The sequence below is a fragment of the Acidovorax sp. Root402 genome (assembly GCF_001425125.1).
Lineage (GTDB): Bacteria > Pseudomonadota > Gammaproteobacteria > Burkholderiales > Burkholderiaceae_C > Acidovorax > Acidovorax delafieldii.
In genome coordinates this window covers 787,958-804,512 of record NZ_LMDQ01000014.1, presented here as the reverse complement: position 1 = coordinate 804,512, position 16,555 = coordinate 787,958, and the positions used below count along the sequence as shown (strand labels likewise).

Below are 16,555 nucleotides of genomic sequence, written 5' to 3'. Positions count from 1 at the left end.
AGGTCTGGGCGAAGCCTTGCCCGCGCGCAGCGCAACAGACGCTGCCGTTTTTGTTCCAGAGCCGTTCCAGCGGCCCGCACCACCATCCATCCAAGGAGACAGACACCATGAAACCTCTTCGTGCATTCGGAAAACTCGCGCTCACGGCCGCCGCTGCAGCCGCCATCACGGCCTGCGGGGGCTCCAGCAACGATGCGCCCAAGGGCCCCGCACTCAAGCTGGCCATCACCGCCACCGAGGCCTTTCCGGGCACCTATGGCGACGTGGGCGAATACGAGCGCGTGACCGGCACCATCAGCGGCGAGGTGGACCCCAAGGACCCCAAGAACGCCGTCATCCAGGACCTGGCCCTGGCGCCCACCAACGCCAACGGCATGGTCGAGTACCAGGCCGACTTCGTCATGCTCAAGCCCAAGAACATGGCCAAGGCCAGCGGCGTGCTGCGCTACGACGCACCCAATCGCGGCAACATCCTCACCATGCTCAACCCCACGGCCACGCCCAGCGATGCGGTGTACCTGGAGCGCGGCTATGTGATGCTGTATTCGGCCTGGCAGGGCGATGTGCCCAAGAGCACCGCCGCGCGCCTGACGGTGACGGTGCCCGTGGCCAAGAACAAGGACGGCAGCAGCATCACCGGCCCCTACCGCGCCGAGCTGGTGCCCACCGCCGCCAGCCCCTCAATGACGCTGCCCGGCGGCGTGTTCAACGGCACCATGATTCCGTACGAACCCGCCAGCCTGGACAACACCCAGCCCGGCTACTCGCTCACCCGCCGTGCCAACGAGACGGATGCGCGCGTGCCTGTGCCCGCCAGCGACTGGAAGTTCGCCACCTGCGACACGGGCACCCACGCCTTCCCCGGCACGCCCAGCCCCACCAGCGTGTGCCTCAAGGGCGGGTTTGACCCAGCCTATCTGTACGAGCTGGTCTATGTTGCCAAAGACCCCAAAGTGATGGGCGTGGGCCTGGCTGCGCTGCGCGACACGGTGAGCTTCTTCCGCAGCAAGGCGGCCGATTCCACCGGCACCCCCAACCCGCTCGCAGGCCGCATCACGCACACGCTGGGGCAGGGCACCTCGCAGTCGGGCAACGCCATGAAGACCTTCCTGCACCTGGGCTTCAACCAGGCGCTGGATGGCGGCAAGGTGTTCGACGGCATGTACGCCCACGTCGCTGCGCGCCAGACCAACATCAACACCCGCTTTGCCGTGCCCGGCGGCGGTGGTGGCCTGCGCACCGACCACACCGCCTTCGGCCAGACGGCACCGCGCGGGCTGGACAAGGATTACCAGGACGACATCAGCGGCCGCCAGGGCGGCGTGATGAAGCGCTGCGCCGCCACCAACACCTGCCCCAAGTTCTTCCTGGGCCTGTCGGGCACGGAGTTCTGGCAGCTGCAGGGCTCGCCCGTGCTGACCGACGCCAACGGCACCAAGGACCTGGCGCAGCCCGACAACGCCCGCATCTACTACTACTCCAGCACCCAGCACGGCGGGGCAGGGGGCACGGCCAGCATTGCCTATGCGCCCACGCGCGCCACGTACCCCACCGGCACGGTGGTGCAGTTCAACGACACCTTCCGCGCGCTGTTCCTGAACCTCGAAGACTGGGTGGTGCGCGGCACGTTGCCGCCCGCCAGCCAGGTGCCCAGGCTGGCCGACGGCACGCTGGTGCGGCCCGAGGCGCTGGCCTTCCCTGCCATGAAGGGGCTGACCTGGGCGGTGGGCGGCGTGCAGACGGCGATCCCGGACTTCAGCTACCGCGGCCTGTACAACAACTTCCCGCTGTTCGACTTTGGCCCGCAGTACATCCCGCAGGACGAGGCTGGCATTGCCACCGTGCTGCCCCCGCGCAACCTGGGCCGCGACTACGCGATCCTGGTGCCGCAGGTCGATGCATCCACGGGCCTCACGCGTGCGGGCATCCGCAGCGTGGAGGCGCGTGCGCCGCTGGGCACCAGCATCGAGTTCAACTACGTGGCCACACCCGGCATCACCGACCTGGCCAACCTCACGGGCAGCTTCATCCCCTTCCACAAGACGCGCGCCGCGCGGCTGGCGGCGGGCGATGCACGCCCCTCGCTGGAAGAGCTGTATGGCACGCAGGATGGCTACGTTGCTGCGGTGACGCAGGCCGCCAACGACCTGGTGGCCCAGCGCCTGCTGCTGCCGCGCGATGCGGACCTGCAGATTGCGCGCGCCAAGGCCGCAGCCGTGCTGCCCTGAGGTGACGTGACGACCCGCACGGCCCCGTGCCGTGCTGTCCCCTGCAGGCCCCCAAACCCTCTCGCAAGAGGGTTGGGGGCATTTTTTTAGCCAAAGTGGCCGGATGCGCCAGAGAAATATGCCTGAGCAGCTATCAAAAGCGTAGCGTTTTCTGGCCGTTCTGCCACCCTCACCACGGCACCCCCGCAAACCGGGCCACCAAAAAATCCAGCAGCGCCCGCACCGCAGGCGACAAGTGCCGGCGCGATGGGTACAGCGCATAGATCGTCATCACCGGCAAGTCCCAGCCCGGCAACACGGCCTGCAGCTCGCCGCTGTGCAGATACGGGTTGACCAGATACGTCGGCTGCATCGCAATGCCGCCGCCCGCCAGCGCGGCGCGCATTAGCGTGGTGGCCTCGTTGGCGCTGAAATGGCCGCTCACGCCCACGCGCTCCACCACCTCGCCGCGCGTCAGCTGCCACACGCTTTTGCCAAAGTTGGCGTAGCTCAGGCACCGGTGCTGCCCCAGGTCGGCAGGTTGCTGCGGCACACCGTGCGCGGCCAGGTAGGCGGGCGATGCCACCAGGGCCGAATCGCAGCGGACCAGTGGCCGGCCGATGAGCAGCGGGTCGGGCTCGGCGCTGATGCGGATGGCCAGGTCGATGCGCTTTTCCACCAGGTTGAGCGAGCCTTCGCTCGCGTCCAGGTCGATCTTGAGCTGCGGGTGTTGCGCCAGAAAGTCCGCAATCGCCGCACCCATCTGCGCAAACGCAAACGAGACGCTGCAGGTCAGCCGCAGCTGGCCGCGCAATGCGCCTTCGGTGGTGGTGGCCGTTTCTTCTTCCAGGTCTTGCGACAGCGCGAGCATCTGCTGGCAGCGGCGCAGCGCGTGTTCGCCCGCATCGGTCAGCGTCACGCTGCGGGTGGTGCGCTGCAGCAGGCGGGCCTGCAGCCACTGCTCCATCTCGCCCACATAGCGCGTGACCATGGCACGTGACATATCCAGTTTGTCGGCCGTGGCGCTGAAGCTGCCGCTGGTGGCGACTTCGGCAAACACATGCATGGCGGTCAGGCGGTCCATAAGGGGTTATTTGATCGATTGGTGAAACAAATATGCGCGAATTATCGGGTTTATTGGATCGATTGGCGCAAATAAACTTCATTCCGTCATCTGCACCACCGCTCAACACACCGGAGAAACCACCATGTTCCGCACCACCCTCATCGCCGCCACCCTCGCCGTTGCCTTCACCGGCGCTCAGGCCGCCCAGCCGCTGCAGGTCAAGGTCTACAACGCCGACGGCAACAGCTTCAACGTCAACTCCACGCTGGTCTATGGCGAGAAGGAGGCCATGGTCATCGACGCCGGCTTTACCCGTGCCGACGCGCTGCGCATCGCCGCCAATGTGCTCGACACGGGCAAAGAGCTGAAAACCATCTACGTGAGCCAGGCCGACCCGGACTACTACTTTGGCGTGGAAACGCTGAAAGAAATCTTCCCCAAGGCCGACGTGGTGACCACGCCCGCCGTGCTGGAGAAGATCAACGCCAAGCTGGCTGGCAAGCTCGCCTTCTGGGGCCCCAAGATGGGCGCCAACGCACCGCGCACGCCCGTGCTGCCCAAGGCGATTGCTGGCAACACGCTGAGCGTGGACGGCCAGGCGGTCGAGATCCGTGGCACCACCGGCCTGCTGGCGCACCGCCCGTATGCGTGGATTCCGTCTATCAAGGCCGTGGTGGGCACCATCGGCGTGTTTGGCACCAACACCCATGTGTGGACGGCCGACACGCAAACCGTGGCCGAGCGCAGCGCCTGGGTGGCTCAGCTCGACGAAATGGCCGCCCTGCAGCCCACCGTGGTGGTGCCCGGCCACATGCCCGCCGGTGGCGCGCTGGATGCCGCCAACATCAGCTACACCAAGGGCTACCTGCAAGCGTTTGAGAAGAACGCCGCCGCCACCAAGACCAGCGCCGAACTCATCGACGCGATGAAGAAGGCCTACCCCGCAGCGCCCATGGGCCTGTCGCTGGACATCGGCGCCAAGGTGAACAAGGGCGAGATGAAGTGGTGAGATGACGTGCTGAAAGCTGTCAAAGCAAGTTGTTGAAAGGAACCAGATCGTGACCACGCACCCGCTCCAACAAGTCCTGCAGCACCTGCACGCCGGGCGCTGGAACGCGGCGCACGATCTGGTGCAGCACGACGGCACGATGCTCGGCGCCTGGCTGCACGGCATCCTGCACCTGCAAGAGGGCGACCTGGAAGACGCCGAAAACTGGTACGACCGCGCCGCCCGCCATTTCCGCAGCCGGGGCACCCTGGCCGAAGAGATTGCGGCGTTTGAGGCCGCACTGGCCGCACACCTTACCCAGCTTGCCCAGGCTGCACCCGCAGCGGCACCAGCCGCCGCCACACCGCCTGATCCTGAAGATTCTGAAGAGAGACCCTGATCCATGCCCTCCACGCCCACCGTCACCGTTACGTACCTGTTCGACCCCCTGTGCGGCTGGTGCTACGCCGCCGCACCCGTACTGGCCCGCTTGCAAGCCACGCCCGGCGTGCAGGTAGTGCTGGCACCCACGGGCTTGTTTGCAGGCGCAGGCGCCCGGCCCATGGACGCGCAATTTGCCGCCTACGCATGGGCCAACGACCAGCGCATCGCGCAGCTCACCGGCCAGCCGTTCAGCCAGGCCTATCGCGAGCAGGTGCTGGGCCAGCCGGCCGGGCGTTTTGACTCGGGCCCCGCTACGCTGGCCCTCACCGCTGTGGCGCAGACCGAGCCCGCGCGTGAGCTGGAGGCACTGCACTCCTTCCAACGCGCACGTTATGTGGACGGGCGCGACACCACGGCGCCCACCGTGCTGGCCGATGTGCTGAGCGCCCTGGGCCTGCATGCAGCCGCAGAGTTGGTGCGCGAGCCCACCGATGCCCTGCGCGCCGCCATGCTGCAGCGCGTGGCCGCAGCCCGGGCCGACATGCAAGCCCTGGGTGCGCAAGGCGTGCCGCAACTGGCGGTGGGCGACGCCGCCACCGGCCGCCGCCGTGTGCTGGGCAGCCAGACCCTGCACGGCAACTTCGACACATTGCTGCAGCAGGTGGCCCAGGCCTGAGCGGCGCGGTTGGCACGGCGCGGCTCGGGCTGCACCGTTGCCCGCACTGCAAATTGCAGCCAGGCCCGCGCCATGTCTTCAAGCTCCGTGGTCCGCCACGGGCACCCACACCACGGTGTGGTTCGCGCACTCCACTTCGTCCGGCGGCTGCCACAGGTCGCTGGCCAGCTCAAAGATGTGCGGCGGCACCACCATCGAAAACGTGGCGCCCTGTTCGGCGTTGCGCCGCAACACACGCGCGCGCCGCACCTCGCGCGGGGCGTCCAGCACATACACCACCATGGCATCGGCCCATGGCCCCATGCGGGCGTAAAACGCATCGCGCTGGTGCTGCTGGATCAGGCCCACCTCCAGCACCACATCGCCACCTGCGTTCAGCACGGCCTCGGCCGTCTTCCAGATCTGCGCCAAGCAACGCAGCGTGCGGGGCACATACCAGGCCATGGCGTCCGCCGCATCGGGCCGGTCGGCCGAAAACAGCGTGGCCATCCAGTCGTCCAGGTTCAGCGGCACGGCGCGGTGCTGCTGCACCAGCTGGCGCACAAAGGTGGACTTGCCCGCACCCACCGGGCCGATGACCAGGTGGATGCGGGGGGCGGTGCCTGCAACGGCTGCGGGGGTGGTGTGGGTTGAAGCGGTGTGCATGAGATAAAGGCTCCAGAAATGTAAAAAGCCCTCTCTGCAAGCAGGGAGAGCCTTCAATGCGATGGACCAAAAAGAAAAGCCCTCAACGGTGGTGGAGGGCTTTGCGGCTCGCTTCCGATCCAAAGATCAAGAAGCAAGTGGGGCAGTGTAGGCGGCTGGCGGAGGTTGGGTCAACCTACGGGCTTGGGAGGCCCGGAGAATGCCGAGCCGCGCTCAGGGCGCTTTGGCTACAGTGATGTGCCGCTGAAAGAACGCCACCACCTGCGCATTGAACCCTTGGTGAAATGCAGCCCGGTCAAACCCCGGCGCATCGCGGCAGATATCGGGCGCCACTTCTGCCAGCGCGGACGAGCAGGGCGCCAGGAAGGCATAGTGCCTTGCGTGGGCGGCCACCTGCCATTCGGGTGCGCGGGGCAAGCCATTGAGCACCACCTCTACGCTCTGGGGCGTGACGCCATCACCACCCAGCGCTGAGGCCCACAGCTGCACTGGCGTGCTGACCTGCCCCAGCCCCTTGGCATCAAACACGCTCAACGGGTCCGCGATGACCGCCGCCCGGATGCGTGGGTCCGGTGCGGGCGTGGCGGGGATCTCATTGCGCCGAATCTCGCCGCACAGGGGGCGCATGGACAGCGGCGGGCACAGGTCCGGGCGCAGCTTCCAGTCTGGCTTGGCACCGATGGCCACCAGCCCCGTGTAGCCGCCGCGCGAATAGCCGAAAAAGCCCACCTTGTCCGCGTCCAGCTGCGCGCGCTGGGGCCATGTGCCCAGCATGTAGTCCGTCAGCCGCCGCATGTCCACCGGCCGCGTGGCAAAGGCCGACAGGTGGCCCTGGCGGCTCATGTCCTGGAAGTTGTCGCCCGGGTGGTTGATGGCGGCCACCACATAGCCCGCATTGGCCAGCGTGGCCGCCGTGTCGTGGTGCCCCAGGGCCGAGCCACCCGCACCGTGCGACACCACCACCAGCGGCAGGCCTTGCCCGGCCACGGGGCAGTCGCGCGTGCCTTGCAGCACCAGCGGCGCCAGGTCAATGCGATCCGGTGGCGTGCTGCAGGGCGACCACACCGCACCGCGCAGCGCGGGGCCGTCCTTGTCCGCAGGCACCTCGATGAAGGCAAAGCCTGCAGCCTGGGCCACGGTGGCGGCGCAGCCAAGCGCTGCGGCCAATAGCCAGCGCATGCCGAGGCCGATGCGTGAAGGAGAGATGGAACGAAGGCGAAGCAGCGACGAAAAGGTCATGGTGATGTGCTGGCGCGGTGGAAAATCACAGGGGCTTTGCCCGCCGAGTTTGCCGCAGCTTGCGCGCCAGGACTTCACCCATCTTGCATCGAGCGCTGGCCGTCGGAGTAATGGCCGCCACATGCTGCCGCGCAGCGGGGCAGCCAACGCCCGTGCCAGCCGTTTGCGTCAACCCTCAGCGCACAGGCGCCAGCGCCCACCGGTCCTTCGACGCCTTCACCAGAAAATCAATCATCGCCTTCACCCTGGCCGCATTGCGCCGGCCCGGTGATGACACCGCGTACAGCGTGTGCACGGTGCGGGACGCAAAAGGCGCAAGCACCTCCACCAACCGGCCTTGCGCCACATCGGCCGCCGCAAGCGGGCAGGACAGCATCCCGATCCCCGCGCCGCCCACCAGTGCGTGGTGCACCAGGGCCGAACTGCTGGCGGCCAGGCGCGAGCGCACGGTCACCTCCAGCGGCTTGCCCTGTGCATTGCGAAAAGCCCAGGTCACGGCAGGCCCCTGCGCGGTGTGCGTGACGGTGTGGTGCTGCTGCAGATCGCTGGGGTGGGCGGGCGTGCCGTGCAGGCGCAAATACTCCGGGGCCGCGTACAGGCGCCGCTCGAACCGGCCCAGTTCGCGCGCCACCACCAGGTCGCTGTGGCCCACGGTGGTGCGCAGCGCCACGTCGATGCCCTCCGTCACCAGGTCGGCCACGCGGTCATCGGCCAGCAGCTCCACCCGCAGCGCGGGGTAGCGCGCCTGCAGGTCTGCCAGGTGCGGCAGCACCAGCGCCTCGCAAATCTCCTGGCTGGAGGCCAGGCGCAGGGTGCCCGCCACGCGGCTGCGCTGGTCCGACAGCGAAGCCCCGATGTCCTCCAGCTGCGCCAGCAAGGCACGCGCTTCCTGCGCCAGCTCTGCGCCCTCGGGCGTGGCCGACAGGCCGTGCGTGGACCGGCGCAGCAAGCGCACGCCGTAGCCGGCCTCCAGCCGGTCCACACCGCGCGCGACGACTGACACCGCCACATCCATCTCGCGCGCCGCTGCAGAAAACGAGCGCAGGTCGAGCGACCGCACCAGCCACCGCAGGTCGGCCGGATCGGGGAGGAAGGAGCGGGGTTCTTGTTTCATCGAGCGCGCCTTTGCGTGCGGAGCAAAAGCCATTATCGCCACCGGCGGTTTCCGTGGCGGGGCGCCATTTCTACAGTGAAGGCTCGTTCAACCCAATACTTTCAACAGGAGCCCTCCATGCCCATCCTCAACGTCAAAGTGTCAGCCCAACGCACGCCCGAACTGTCTGCCCGCATTGCAGAAACCCTGCTGGACCTGACCACCCGCGTGCTCGGCAAGCGGCGCGACCTGACCGCCGTCGTCATCACCTTTGTCGACCCGGCCGACTGGTACGTCGCCGGCCGGTCGCTGGCCGACCTGAAACAGTCGAGCTTTTACTTCGACGTCAAGGTGGTGGACGAGACCAACACCAAGGCCGAGAAGGCGCGCTACATCGCCGAGGCGTTCGCAGCCTTTGAAGGCCTGCTGGGCGCGCTGCACCCCGAAAGCTATGTCTATGTGCAGGACGTTCGCGCCACCGCGTACGGCTTTGGCGGCCGCACGCAGGAATACCGCCACCAGCATCCCGAGCAATAAGCAAGCAATCAATCAAGCAGTCCATCAACCAATAGCTACCCAGGAGCACCGACATGACGATGACGACAACGAACAACCACCTTGCCGAAGTGATCGTGGCCCAGACGCTGGAGCGCGCAGGCCTGGCGGACTGGATTCCTGAAGGCGAAGGCAAGTGGTCCCTGCCCATCCAGTTCCTGCCCGACGATGCCGGTTGGGTGGAGCTGATGCGCCTGTCGCCCGGCACGCGGCTGGGCCTGCACCGGCACACGGGCGACGTGCATGCCCTGACGCTGGCAGGCGAGCGCCGCCTGAACGACGGCCGCGTGGTGCGGCCGGGCGACTACATCCACGAGCCCGCCGGCAATGTGGACTGGTGGGAGGCGACGGGCACCGAAGAGCTACTGGTGCATGTGGTAGTGAAGGGCAGCGTGGAATACCTGGGGCCGCATCACACGGTGCTGCAGCGGATTGCTACGGCGGATCGGCGGGCTGACTACCGCCGGTGGTGTGAAGAGGTGGGGGTGGTGTCGCGTGATCTTTGCTAGGGTTGCTGGCCTCGCCGGGCCGTAGCACCTCCCTACAGTCCAGGCAGTTACGTCGCCCGCTGAAACGTGAGTGAAAACCGGCTCTCGCGGTTATTTTTAGGCGCTTGACGCTATCAATTTCACAGCAATTCTTCCTCTGCGCCCTTCGTGGCACCACAATGAATCGATGAACGGTATTGCACTGCTTAGAAAAGTATTGCGTCTTTGAGAATAGAGTCGCTGCGGATTGCGGCGGTTGGGGCGAGTTCGACTTTTATCTCGTCTACTAAGAAATTAACTTCGGCCCGTAGATTTTGAAATGCTATTTCATCTTGAGATTTTTGGATAATTTTCCTGCTCCCGTCTACGGCATTCAATTCTCTTAGAACTGATAAATTAGAGCCTAAATAATTCATCCAATCGCGAAGGGAAATAATAAGTGAGCCTTCAAATATTTTATTGTGAATTAGCAAATTATTGTCCATGTTGTGAATTATGGACATAATGTTAAAGCTTGAAAAATCAATAGCATCATCCGCATCAATTTTAAGCGTTTTTAGCAATCTGATGGTTTTTTTGCATCCTCCTTGTGTAAGTTTGTCTTTCGAGTGAATGTTCGCTTGAACAAGAAAAGGTTTGTTATCATTAAATTGATAATTTTTCTTGTCGAATACTTGAACTGCGCGGTCCTGTTTTAAACGTGTTTTTTGATAATTAACTGTATCAAACCATATGGCGGGTACGACGTCAACTTCCCGCCGAAGCGAACCGCCGGTCACCGTGATGCATTTTGATCCAGTGTCGTCCACTGTAGCTGCTGGATACGCAGATTCCAAAACATCTACGCAATCTTTTCGAAGCGCTATAGCGACAGATTGTTTATCCTGCGAACTCGGGTTATAGCTGGAGGCAGCTGGGCCCGAAGAGGCATAGCTCCAATACCAAGTTGGAAGGATGAGGATATCAACATCACTAACCCTTCTGAGATGTACGTTTATGGGTAAAGAGCCTTGAAGTTCGGGCTCAACATCCTTATTCTTGTTTGCCAATCCATTAACTATTTGTTTGGATACTCGCGAGGCCTCATCCATGCTTATTTGCGTGTACTTCGGATCGACCTCCTGCATTGCTCCTAGTGCATATTGCAGTGCGCTGGTTTTTCCACGTTTTTCGTACTCTTCTACTTCGTAGGCATTCAGGGATTCGTTGAGCGTCTGATTTCCGCTTTCAGATTTAAAAATGCTTTCAAGTGCAATACTATTGCCCTCGAATTGTCGACGCGCTTTAAGAGCCTTGACACGCGCAGTGTAGTTTTTTTTCATATTTAGTTCTTAGTTATTTCCATGATACCGCTGGTGCGACGTCCTCCACCGTTGACATATGTCGCTTGGGCGGATTTTAGGTCTTTTGAGAAATGCCATTCGGAGTATCCAAAATGGCTATTTAATTCGACTTCGCCTGGTTTGGGTTCATTTCGATAGCTGTACATTAGTATTGGTCCAGCATTTTCATTTTTTATGATGGATGCGGCTACGCTGTATGATCTGGATTGGGCTGTCTCAATCTGTACTGAAATTTTTTCCCAGTGCTGAACGATACTTATTTTCGCGCTCCATTCATAAGTAACTTGTCCTTCTGCATCTATTGTTTTGCCTTTGCAGGACCAATCACCACCAACTGAGGGAATATTGAAAATTTTCTGAATCCACGGCCAATTCCACGCGTATTTATCAAATATAAGATAACCTAGTCCATAAAACACTGTGGAGGTTATGGGGAGAATGTAGTATTGCTTGCTCGGAGTGAAACCTTCCGCAATTGCAATTGCAATTAGCCCGGCGATCAGCGTGGCAACTGCTGAGCTCAATAATCCTGCAATTATTCCAAGGTAACGACCCATATTAACCCGACTATGACCGACCACCGAATATTCGTGTTTTTCAAACATGTTATAAGAAATTCTTGATAATTTCGTTACATCTTAGAAGGATTTTTGCCAAGCGCAATCATTTTTTGTTATTGGGTTTTGGCTGTTTGATCGGGGTCAAGCGTGTTCCGCCTGTAATTGGTCAAAGTTCAGTCTTGCCCGGTCAAAGTAGACCGCATAGCATCCCTGTCAAGCACCCACCCCCATGAGGTGCTGCACAAAACATGACAGGAGACAAGCCTTGCCATCCACCCGCTGGAGTCACTGCGGCACCGAAGACCTGAGCGTCTTGCAGACCATCTTCTGGTCCGCCGGCGCGTCGCGCAATGCGCTGGCGCAGCGCCTGGCCTATTCCAAGAGCAAGGCCAACGCCATGGTGGCGGCGCTGCTGGACGAGGGCCTGCTTGACGAGGTGGGCCTGCAAGAATCTTCTGGCGGCCGACGTGCCGAAACCCTCCGTTTGAGCGAGACCTTGGGCGTGGTGATCGGCGCCGACCTGGGCGCGACCAGCATGCAGGTTGCCGTGATGCGGCCCGACATGACAGTGCTGGCGCGGCACCGCGAGCCCATCGACGTGCGCCAGGGCCCGGGTGTGATCCTAGCGCGGGTGCGGGGGCTGATGCGCGAGCTGTTGGCGCGCTGCGGGCTTGCGGCCAACCAGGTGATTGCCATTGGCATGGGCGTGCCGGGACCGGTGGATTTTGAAAGCGGGCAGCTCGTCAACCCGCCGCTGATGCCCGACTGGGACGGCTTTTCGATCCGCGACTACCTGCGCGAGGCGTTTGCGGCGCCAGTGTTTGTGGACAACGACGTGAACCTGATGGCGCTGGGCGAGATGTACCGGCTGCAGCGCAATCTGCCCAACTTCCTGGTCATCAAGGTGGGCACGGGCATTGGCTGCGGCATCGTGTGCCATGGGCAGGTGTACCGGGGCGCCAATGGCTCGGCGGGCGATGTGGGCCACATCTGTGTGGACCAGCACGGCCCGCGCTGTCACTGTGGCAACCAGGGCTGCGTGGAGGCCATGGCTGCAGCGCCCGCCATGGCGCGCATGGCCATCGAGGCCGCGCAGCGCGGCGAGAGCGCGCTGCTGGCCGAGCGGCTGCAAAGCACGGGCACGCTGACGATTGAAGACGTGGCCCAGGCCAGCCGCACGGGCGATGTGGCGGCCAACGCCATCATCCAGCGCGCGGGCAGCCTGGTGGGGCAGATGCTGGCGTCCATCGTCAACTTCTTCAACCCGTCGCATGTGTTCATTGCGGGCCGGGTGACGGACATGGGGCCGCTGTTCCTCGCGTCGGTGCGGCAAAGCGTGTACCACCGGTCGCTGGCGCTGTCTACGCGGCACCTGGAGATTCAATACGCGCCGCTGGCCGACGATGCCGGTGTGGTGGGTGCGGGCGTGCTGGCAATGCAGGAGAGCCTGTCGCGTGCTGGCTCGATGGCGGGTGCGGGCGTTGGAGCAGTTGTAGGAACAGGGGCCGTGCGATGAGCGTCGCCGTCGAGTTCCGCAACGTCACCAAAGAGTTTGGCCCCGTGCGCGTGCTGCATGGCGTGGGCTTTGCGCTGCAGCCGGGCCGGGTGTATGGCCTGCTGGGCGAGAACGGCGCGGGCAAGTCCACGCTGATGAAGATTCTGGCCGGGTACGAGAGCCCGACCACCGGCGAGGTGGTGGTGGACGGCGCGGTGTGCGCCCCGGGCGGTGGCTCGCGCGCGGCCGAGGCGCAGGGCATTGTGCTGATCCACCAGGAGTTCAACCTGGCGGACGACCTGACGATTGCGCAGAACATCTTTCTGGGCCACGAGATCAAGCGCGGGCTTTTTCTCGATGACAAGGCGATGCGCGAGAAAACGCGCGAGGCGCTTGCCAAAGTGGGCCTGCCGCTGGACCCGGACACGCGCGTGCGCAAGCTCATCGTGGCCGAAAAGCAGCTGGTGGAGATTGCCCGCGCGTTGGCCCGCAATGCGCGCCTGCTCATCATGGACGAGCCCACCGCCACGCTGACCCCGGGCGAGACGGAGCGCCTGTTTGCACTGATGGCCGGGCTCAAGGCTGCGGGCGTGACCATCATCTACATATCGCACAAGCTCGACGAAGTGGAGCGCACCACCGACGAGGTGGTGGTGATGCGCGACGGCCTGCTGGTGGCGCGCGAGCCCACGGCCAGCGTGACGCGGCGGCAGATGGCCAACCTGATGGTGGGCCGCGAGCTGGCGGATTTGTTCCCGCCCAAGCTGCCCGCGCCGGCGGGTGGAGAGCCGGCCATCAAGGTGCGCGGCCTGACTGTGCCGGGCTGGGCCGAGGATGTGAGCTTTGACGTGCGGCGCGGCGAGATTCTGGGCTTTGCCGGGCTGGTGGGCGCCGGGCGCACCGAGCTGTTCGAGGGCCTGCTGGGCCTGCGCCCGCGCTCGGCCGGCACGGTAGAAATTGCTGGCAAATCCGTGCAGCTGAAAAGCCCGCGTGATGCGGCGCGCCATGGCCTGACCTATCTGAGTGAAGACCGCAAGGGCAAGGGCCTGCACGTGCACTTCAGCCTGCGGCCCAATCTGACGCTGATGGCGCTGGAGCGCTACGCCAAGCCCTGGCTGGACCCGGCGGCCGAGCAGGCTGCGCTGCGCGATGCAGTGCAGGAGTTCGGCATCCGCACCGGGTCGCTGGAGGTGCGCGCGTCGTCGCTGTCGGGCGGCAACCAGCAAAAGCTGGCGCTGGCCAAGGTGCTGCACCCCGGCCCCAGCGTGGTGGTGCTGGACGAGCCCACGCGCGGCGTGGACGTGGGCGCCAAGCGCGAGATTTATCACCTGGTGCAGCGCCTGGCAGAGCAGGGGCTTGCTGTTGTGGTGATCTCGTCTGAACTGATGGAGCTGATCGGCCTGTGCCACCGCGTGGCGGTGATGCGCGCCGGGCGGCTGCAGACCACGCTCCAAGAGCCAAATTTGACCGAAGAGGAGTTGATCGCCCATGCCACAGGTACCCGCTGAAAACGCACCCACCGCAGCGGCTGCCGCAGCACCCGCTGTGCCCGGTGCAGGCCGCCACGGCGGCGCCACGGCCTGGTGGGGCAAGCTGCACGGGCTGGGCCCGGTCATCGGGCTGGTGCTGCTGTGCATTGGCGGCACGCTGCTCAACAGCAACTTCGCCACCTACGACAACGTGATGAACGTGCTCACGCGCACGGCCTTCATCGGCATCATCGCGGTGGGCATGTGTTTTGTGATCATCTCGGGCGGCATCGATCTGTCGGTGGGCTCCATGGCGGCGCTGATTGCGGGCTCAGTCATCCTGTTCATGAACGCGATGGCGCCCGTGCTCGGCTCGCCCATGGCGGCCGTGGTGGTGGGCATGCTGCTGGCGGTGGTGCTGGGCGCGGTGTTCGGGCTGGTGCATGGCCTGCTCATTACCAAGGGCCGCATCGAGCCCTTCATCGTCACGCTGGGCACGCTGGGCATCTTCCGCGCCTACCTCACGTATTTCTCGAACGGCGGGGCGATCACGCTGGAGAACGACCTTTCGGACATCTACAGCCCGGTGTACTACGCCAACCTGCTGGGCGTGCCCATCCCCGTGTGGATCTTTCTGCTGGTGGCTGTCATCGGCGGCGTCATCCTGAACCGCACGGCCTATGGCCGCTATGTGCAGGCCATCGGCTCCAACGAGCAGGTAGCGCAGTACGCGGCGGTGGATGTGCACAAGATCAAGATCCTTACCTACATGCTGCTTGGCGTGTGCGTGGGCATCGCCACGCTGCTGTACGTGCCTCGCCTGGGGTCCGCATCGCCCACCACGGGGCTGTTGTGGGAGCTGGAGGCGATTGCCGCCGTCATCGTGGGCGGCACGGTGTTGAAGGGCGGGGCGGGCAGCATCACCGGCACGGTGGTGGGGGCGATCCTGCTTTCAGTCATCAGCAACATCCTCAACCTCACCAGCATCATCAGCGTGTACCTGAATGCGGCGGTGCAGGGCTTCGTGATCATTGCGGTTGCCTTCATGCAACGCGGCAAGCGGTGATGGAGTGGCTGGAACAACTCTCCTGGCGTTGTTGCTGTGTCTTGCCGTGCTACTCGCACTGTCTGCGACACAGCGCCTAGCCAGGACCGCTTCGCTGAGTTTTCCAGCCACTCTTTGCGTGCATTTGTTTTTCAAGGTGTTCCCCAGCCGGCCAGCTTCCATGGCCATATTCCAAAGCAACAGGAGACAACGCATGAACAGCCAACTTTCTTTCACCCGCCGCCTGGCCCTCACGGCCGTGGGCGCCGCTGCCTTCGCATTGGCCGCCCCCGCCATGGCGCAGGCCAACAAGACGGTGGTGGGCGTGGCCATTCCGTCGGCCACGCACGGCTTTACCGGCGGCATCGTGTACTGGGCCAACCAGGCCAAGAAGGACCTGGAAAAGGCCCATCCGGGCCTGCAGGTCATCGTCAAGACCGCAGGCGGCGCGCCCGAGCAGGCCAACCAGCTGCAAGACCTGGTCACGGTGAACAAGATCAACGCACTGGTCATCTTCCCGTTTGAATCGGCGGCGCTGACCAAGCCCGTGGCCCAGGTCAAGGCCAAGGGCGTGTACGTGACGGTGGTGGACCGGGGCCTGACCGACACCAGCGCGCAGGACGCGTACGTGGCCGGTGACAACACGGCCTTCGGCAAGATTCCGGCCGAGTACATCGCCAAGGCGCTGGGCGGCAAGGGCAATGTGGTGGCCATGCGCGGCATTGCGACCACGCTGGACAACGAGCGCATGGACGCATTCAACAGCGTGCTGAAGAACCACCCCGGCATCAAGCTGCTGGACGCGAAATACGCCAACTGGAACCGCGACGACGCCTTCAAGGTGATGCAGGACTACCTGACGCGCTTCCCGCAGATCGACGCCGTGTGGGCTGCCGACGACGACATGGCCGTGGGCGTGCTCAAGGCCATCGAGCAGGCCAAGCGCAAGGACATCAAGCTGGTGTTCGGCGGCGCGGGTGCCAAGGGCATGATCAAGACGCTGATGGATGGCAGCAACCCTCTCATCCAGGCTAACGTGTCGTACAGCCCCAAGTTCATCTACGACTCGATCAAGCTCACGGCCGAGGCGCGCATCAAGGGCGAGAAGCTGCCTGCCAACACCATCATTCCGTCGGTGCTGATCACGAAGGAAACGGCGAAGGACTTCTACTTCCCGGACTCGCCGTTCTGATGGTGTTATGAATCAAATAGGCTTGTAGCGCTTATTCATCAAGCGCAAGCAGCTATTGAAAAGATAGCTGCTTGCCACTTGTACATCCGCAACCACACGCCCTTGGAGCC

The 16,555-nt window shown here is 63.7% G+C and carries 16 protein-coding genes; 10 read left to right on the top strand and 6 right to left on the bottom strand.

Annotated elements, in window-relative coordinates; all coding sequences use genetic code 11:
• The first annotated feature begins 107 nt into the window (after positions 1-107).
• Complete coding sequence (locus ASC83_RS14825) at positions 108-2,228, top strand: alpha/beta hydrolase domain-containing protein (RefSeq protein WP_056063979.1); 2,121 nt, start codon at positions 108-110, stop codon at positions 2,226-2,228.
• A 169-nt stretch (positions 2,229-2,397) separates the two neighbouring features.
• Here ASC83_RS14825 and ASC83_RS14820 read toward each other — a convergent pair whose 3' ends face one another.
• A complete protein-coding gene (locus ASC83_RS14820) occupies positions 2,398-3,291 on the bottom strand; it encodes a LysR family transcriptional regulator (protein WP_056063976.1) in 894 nt (297 codons plus the stop codon).
• 124 nt (positions 3,292-3,415) lie between these two features.
• Between ASC83_RS14820 and ASC83_RS14815 the strand changes: the two genes are divergently transcribed.
• Genes ASC83_RS14815 through ASC83_RS14805 form a run of 3 tightly spaced genes read left to right on the top strand, consistent with a single transcriptional unit; the run spans position 3,416 to position 5,321 of the window.
• On the top strand, positions 3,416-4,282 hold the full coding sequence (locus ASC83_RS14815; RefSeq protein ID WP_056063973.1) for an MBL fold metallo-hydrolase: 867 nt from the start codon (positions 3,416-3,418) through the stop codon (positions 4,280-4,282).
• A 46-nt stretch (positions 4,283-4,328) separates the two neighbouring features.
• A complete protein-coding gene (locus ASC83_RS14810; RefSeq protein ID WP_235509398.1) occupies positions 4,329-4,661 on the top strand; it encodes a hypothetical protein in 333 nt (110 codons plus the stop codon).
• Between the two features lie 3 nt (positions 4,662-4,664).
• Complete coding sequence (locus tag ASC83_RS14805) at positions 4,665-5,321, top strand: DsbA family protein (protein ID WP_056063970.1); 657 nt, start codon at positions 4,665-4,667, stop codon at positions 5,319-5,321.
• 78 nt (positions 5,322-5,399) lie between these two features.
• Here ASC83_RS14805 and ASC83_RS14800 read toward each other — a convergent pair whose 3' ends face one another.
• From ASC83_RS14800 to ASC83_RS14790, 3 genes are all read right to left on the bottom strand, one after another.
• Complete coding sequence (locus ASC83_RS14800; protein ID WP_056063968.1) at positions 5,400-5,966, bottom strand: ATP-binding protein; 567 nt, start codon at positions 5,964-5,966, stop codon at positions 5,400-5,402.
• A gap of 213 nt (positions 5,967-6,179) precedes the next feature.
• Entirely contained in the window at positions 6,180-7,145 is a 966-nt protein-coding gene (locus ASC83_RS14795; RefSeq protein ID WP_056065101.1) for a serine aminopeptidase domain-containing protein, read from the bottom strand.
• A gap of 235 nt (positions 7,146-7,380) precedes the next feature.
• On the bottom strand, positions 7,381-8,319 hold the full coding sequence (locus ASC83_RS14790; protein ID WP_056065099.1) for a LysR family transcriptional regulator: 939 nt from the start codon (positions 8,317-8,319) through the stop codon (positions 7,381-7,383).
• A gap of 117 nt (positions 8,320-8,436) precedes the next feature.
• Between ASC83_RS14790 and ASC83_RS14785 the strand changes: the two genes are divergently transcribed.
• Complete coding sequence (locus ASC83_RS14785) at positions 8,437-8,835, top strand: 4-oxalocrotonate tautomerase family protein (protein ID WP_056063965.1); 399 nt, start codon at positions 8,437-8,439, stop codon at positions 8,833-8,835.
• 53 nt (positions 8,836-8,888) lie between these two features.
• Positions 8,889-9,362, top strand: a complete 474-nt coding sequence (locus ASC83_RS14780; RefSeq protein ID WP_056063960.1) for a cupin domain-containing protein — start codon at positions 8,889-8,891, stop codon at positions 9,360-9,362.
• 185 nt (positions 9,363-9,547) lie between these two features.
• Here ASC83_RS14780 and ASC83_RS23980 read toward each other — a convergent pair whose 3' ends face one another.
• Both ASC83_RS23980 and ASC83_RS23975 read right to left on the bottom strand, forming a co-directional pair.
• A complete protein-coding gene (locus tag ASC83_RS23980; RefSeq protein ID WP_156379512.1) occupies positions 9,548-10,663 on the bottom strand; it encodes a hypothetical protein in 1,116 nt (371 codons plus the stop codon).
• 2 nt (positions 10,664-10,665) lie between these two features.
• Positions 10,666-11,289 (bottom strand): pancortin-3, encoded by a 624-nt coding sequence (locus ASC83_RS23975; RefSeq protein ID WP_156379511.1) that lies wholly within the window; start codon positions 11,287-11,289, stop codon positions 10,666-10,668.
• Positions 11,290-11,509: 220 nt separating this feature from the next.
• On the opposite strand from ASC83_RS23975, the gene ASC83_RS14775 reads away from it, so the two are divergent.
• From ASC83_RS14775 to ASC83_RS14760, 4 genes are all read left to right on the top strand, one after another.
• Positions 11,510-12,760: an ROK family protein gene (locus ASC83_RS14775; protein WP_369816979.1), complete on the top strand. Its 1,251-nt coding sequence runs from the start codon at positions 11,510-11,512 to the stop codon at positions 12,758-12,760.
• A complete protein-coding gene (locus ASC83_RS14770; RefSeq protein WP_056063958.1) occupies positions 12,757-14,247 on the top strand; it encodes a sugar ABC transporter ATP-binding protein in 1,491 nt (496 codons plus the stop codon). Before ASC83_RS14775 ends, ASC83_RS14770 begins: the two co-directional genes overlap by 4 nt.
• Positions 14,228-15,274 carry an ABC transporter permease gene (locus tag ASC83_RS14765; RefSeq protein WP_200938940.1) on the top strand — a complete coding sequence of 349 codons (1,047 nt, stop codon included), beginning with the start codon at positions 14,228-14,230 and terminating at the stop codon, positions 15,272-15,274. The genes ASC83_RS14770 and ASC83_RS14765 overlap by 20 nt, the downstream gene beginning before the upstream one ends.
• Positions 15,275-15,467: 193 nt before the next feature.
• The gene (locus ASC83_RS14760) at positions 15,468-16,445 is read left to right on the top strand and encodes a substrate-binding domain-containing protein (protein WP_056063953.1); all 978 of its coding nucleotides are present in this window, start codon (positions 15,468-15,470) and stop codon (positions 16,443-16,445) included.
• The last annotated feature ends 110 nt before the right edge of the window (positions 16,446-16,555 follow it).

Bases quoted from the DNA above. Each gene is read 5' to 3' on its own strand.
- ASC83_RS14820 (WP_056063976.1), bottom strand. From the start codon at position 3,291: ATGGACCGCCTGACCGCCATGCATGTGTTTGCCGAAGTCGCCACCAGC.
- ASC83_RS14760 (WP_056063953.1), top strand. From the start codon at position 15,468: ATGAACAGCCAACTTTCTTTCACCCGCCGCCTGGCCCTCACGGCCGTG.
- ASC83_RS14790 (WP_056065099.1), bottom strand. From the start codon at position 8,319: ATGAAACAAGAACCCCGCTCCTTCCTCCCCGATCCGGCCGACCTGCGG.
- ASC83_RS14815 (WP_056063973.1), top strand. From the start codon at position 3,416: ATGTTCCGCACCACCCTCATCGCCGCCACCCTCGCCGTTGCCTTCACC.
- ASC83_RS14825 (WP_056063979.1), top strand. From the start codon at position 108: ATGAAACCTCTTCGTGCATTCGGAAAACTCGCGCTCACGGCCGCCGCT.
- ASC83_RS14800 (WP_056063968.1), bottom strand. From the start codon at position 5,966: ATGCACACCGCTTCAACCCACACCACCCCCGCAGCCGTTGCAGGCACC.
- ASC83_RS23975 (WP_156379511.1), bottom strand. From the start codon at position 11,289: ATGTTTGAAAAACACGAATATTCGGTGGTCGGTCATAGTCGGGTTAAT.
- ASC83_RS14805 (WP_056063970.1), top strand. From the start codon at position 4,665: ATGCCCTCCACGCCCACCGTCACCGTTACGTACCTGTTCGACCCCCTG.
- ASC83_RS23980 (WP_156379512.1), bottom strand. From the start codon at position 10,663: ATGAAAAAAAACTACACTGCGCGTGTCAAGGCTCTTAAAGCGCGTCGA.
- ASC83_RS14765 (WP_200938940.1), top strand. From the start codon at position 14,228: ATGCCACAGGTACCCGCTGAAAACGCACCCACCGCAGCGGCTGCCGCA.
- ASC83_RS14780 (WP_056063960.1), top strand. From the start codon at position 8,889: ATGACGATGACGACAACGAACAACCACCTTGCCGAAGTGATCGTGGCC.
- ASC83_RS14770 (WP_056063958.1), top strand. From the start codon at position 12,757: ATGAGCGTCGCCGTCGAGTTCCGCAACGTCACCAAAGAGTTTGGCCCC.
- ASC83_RS14785 (WP_056063965.1), top strand. From the start codon at position 8,437: ATGCCCATCCTCAACGTCAAAGTGTCAGCCCAACGCACGCCCGAACTG.
- ASC83_RS14795 (WP_056065101.1), bottom strand. From the start codon at position 7,145: ATGCGCTGGCTATTGGCCGCAGCGCTTGGCTGCGCCGCCACCGTGGCC.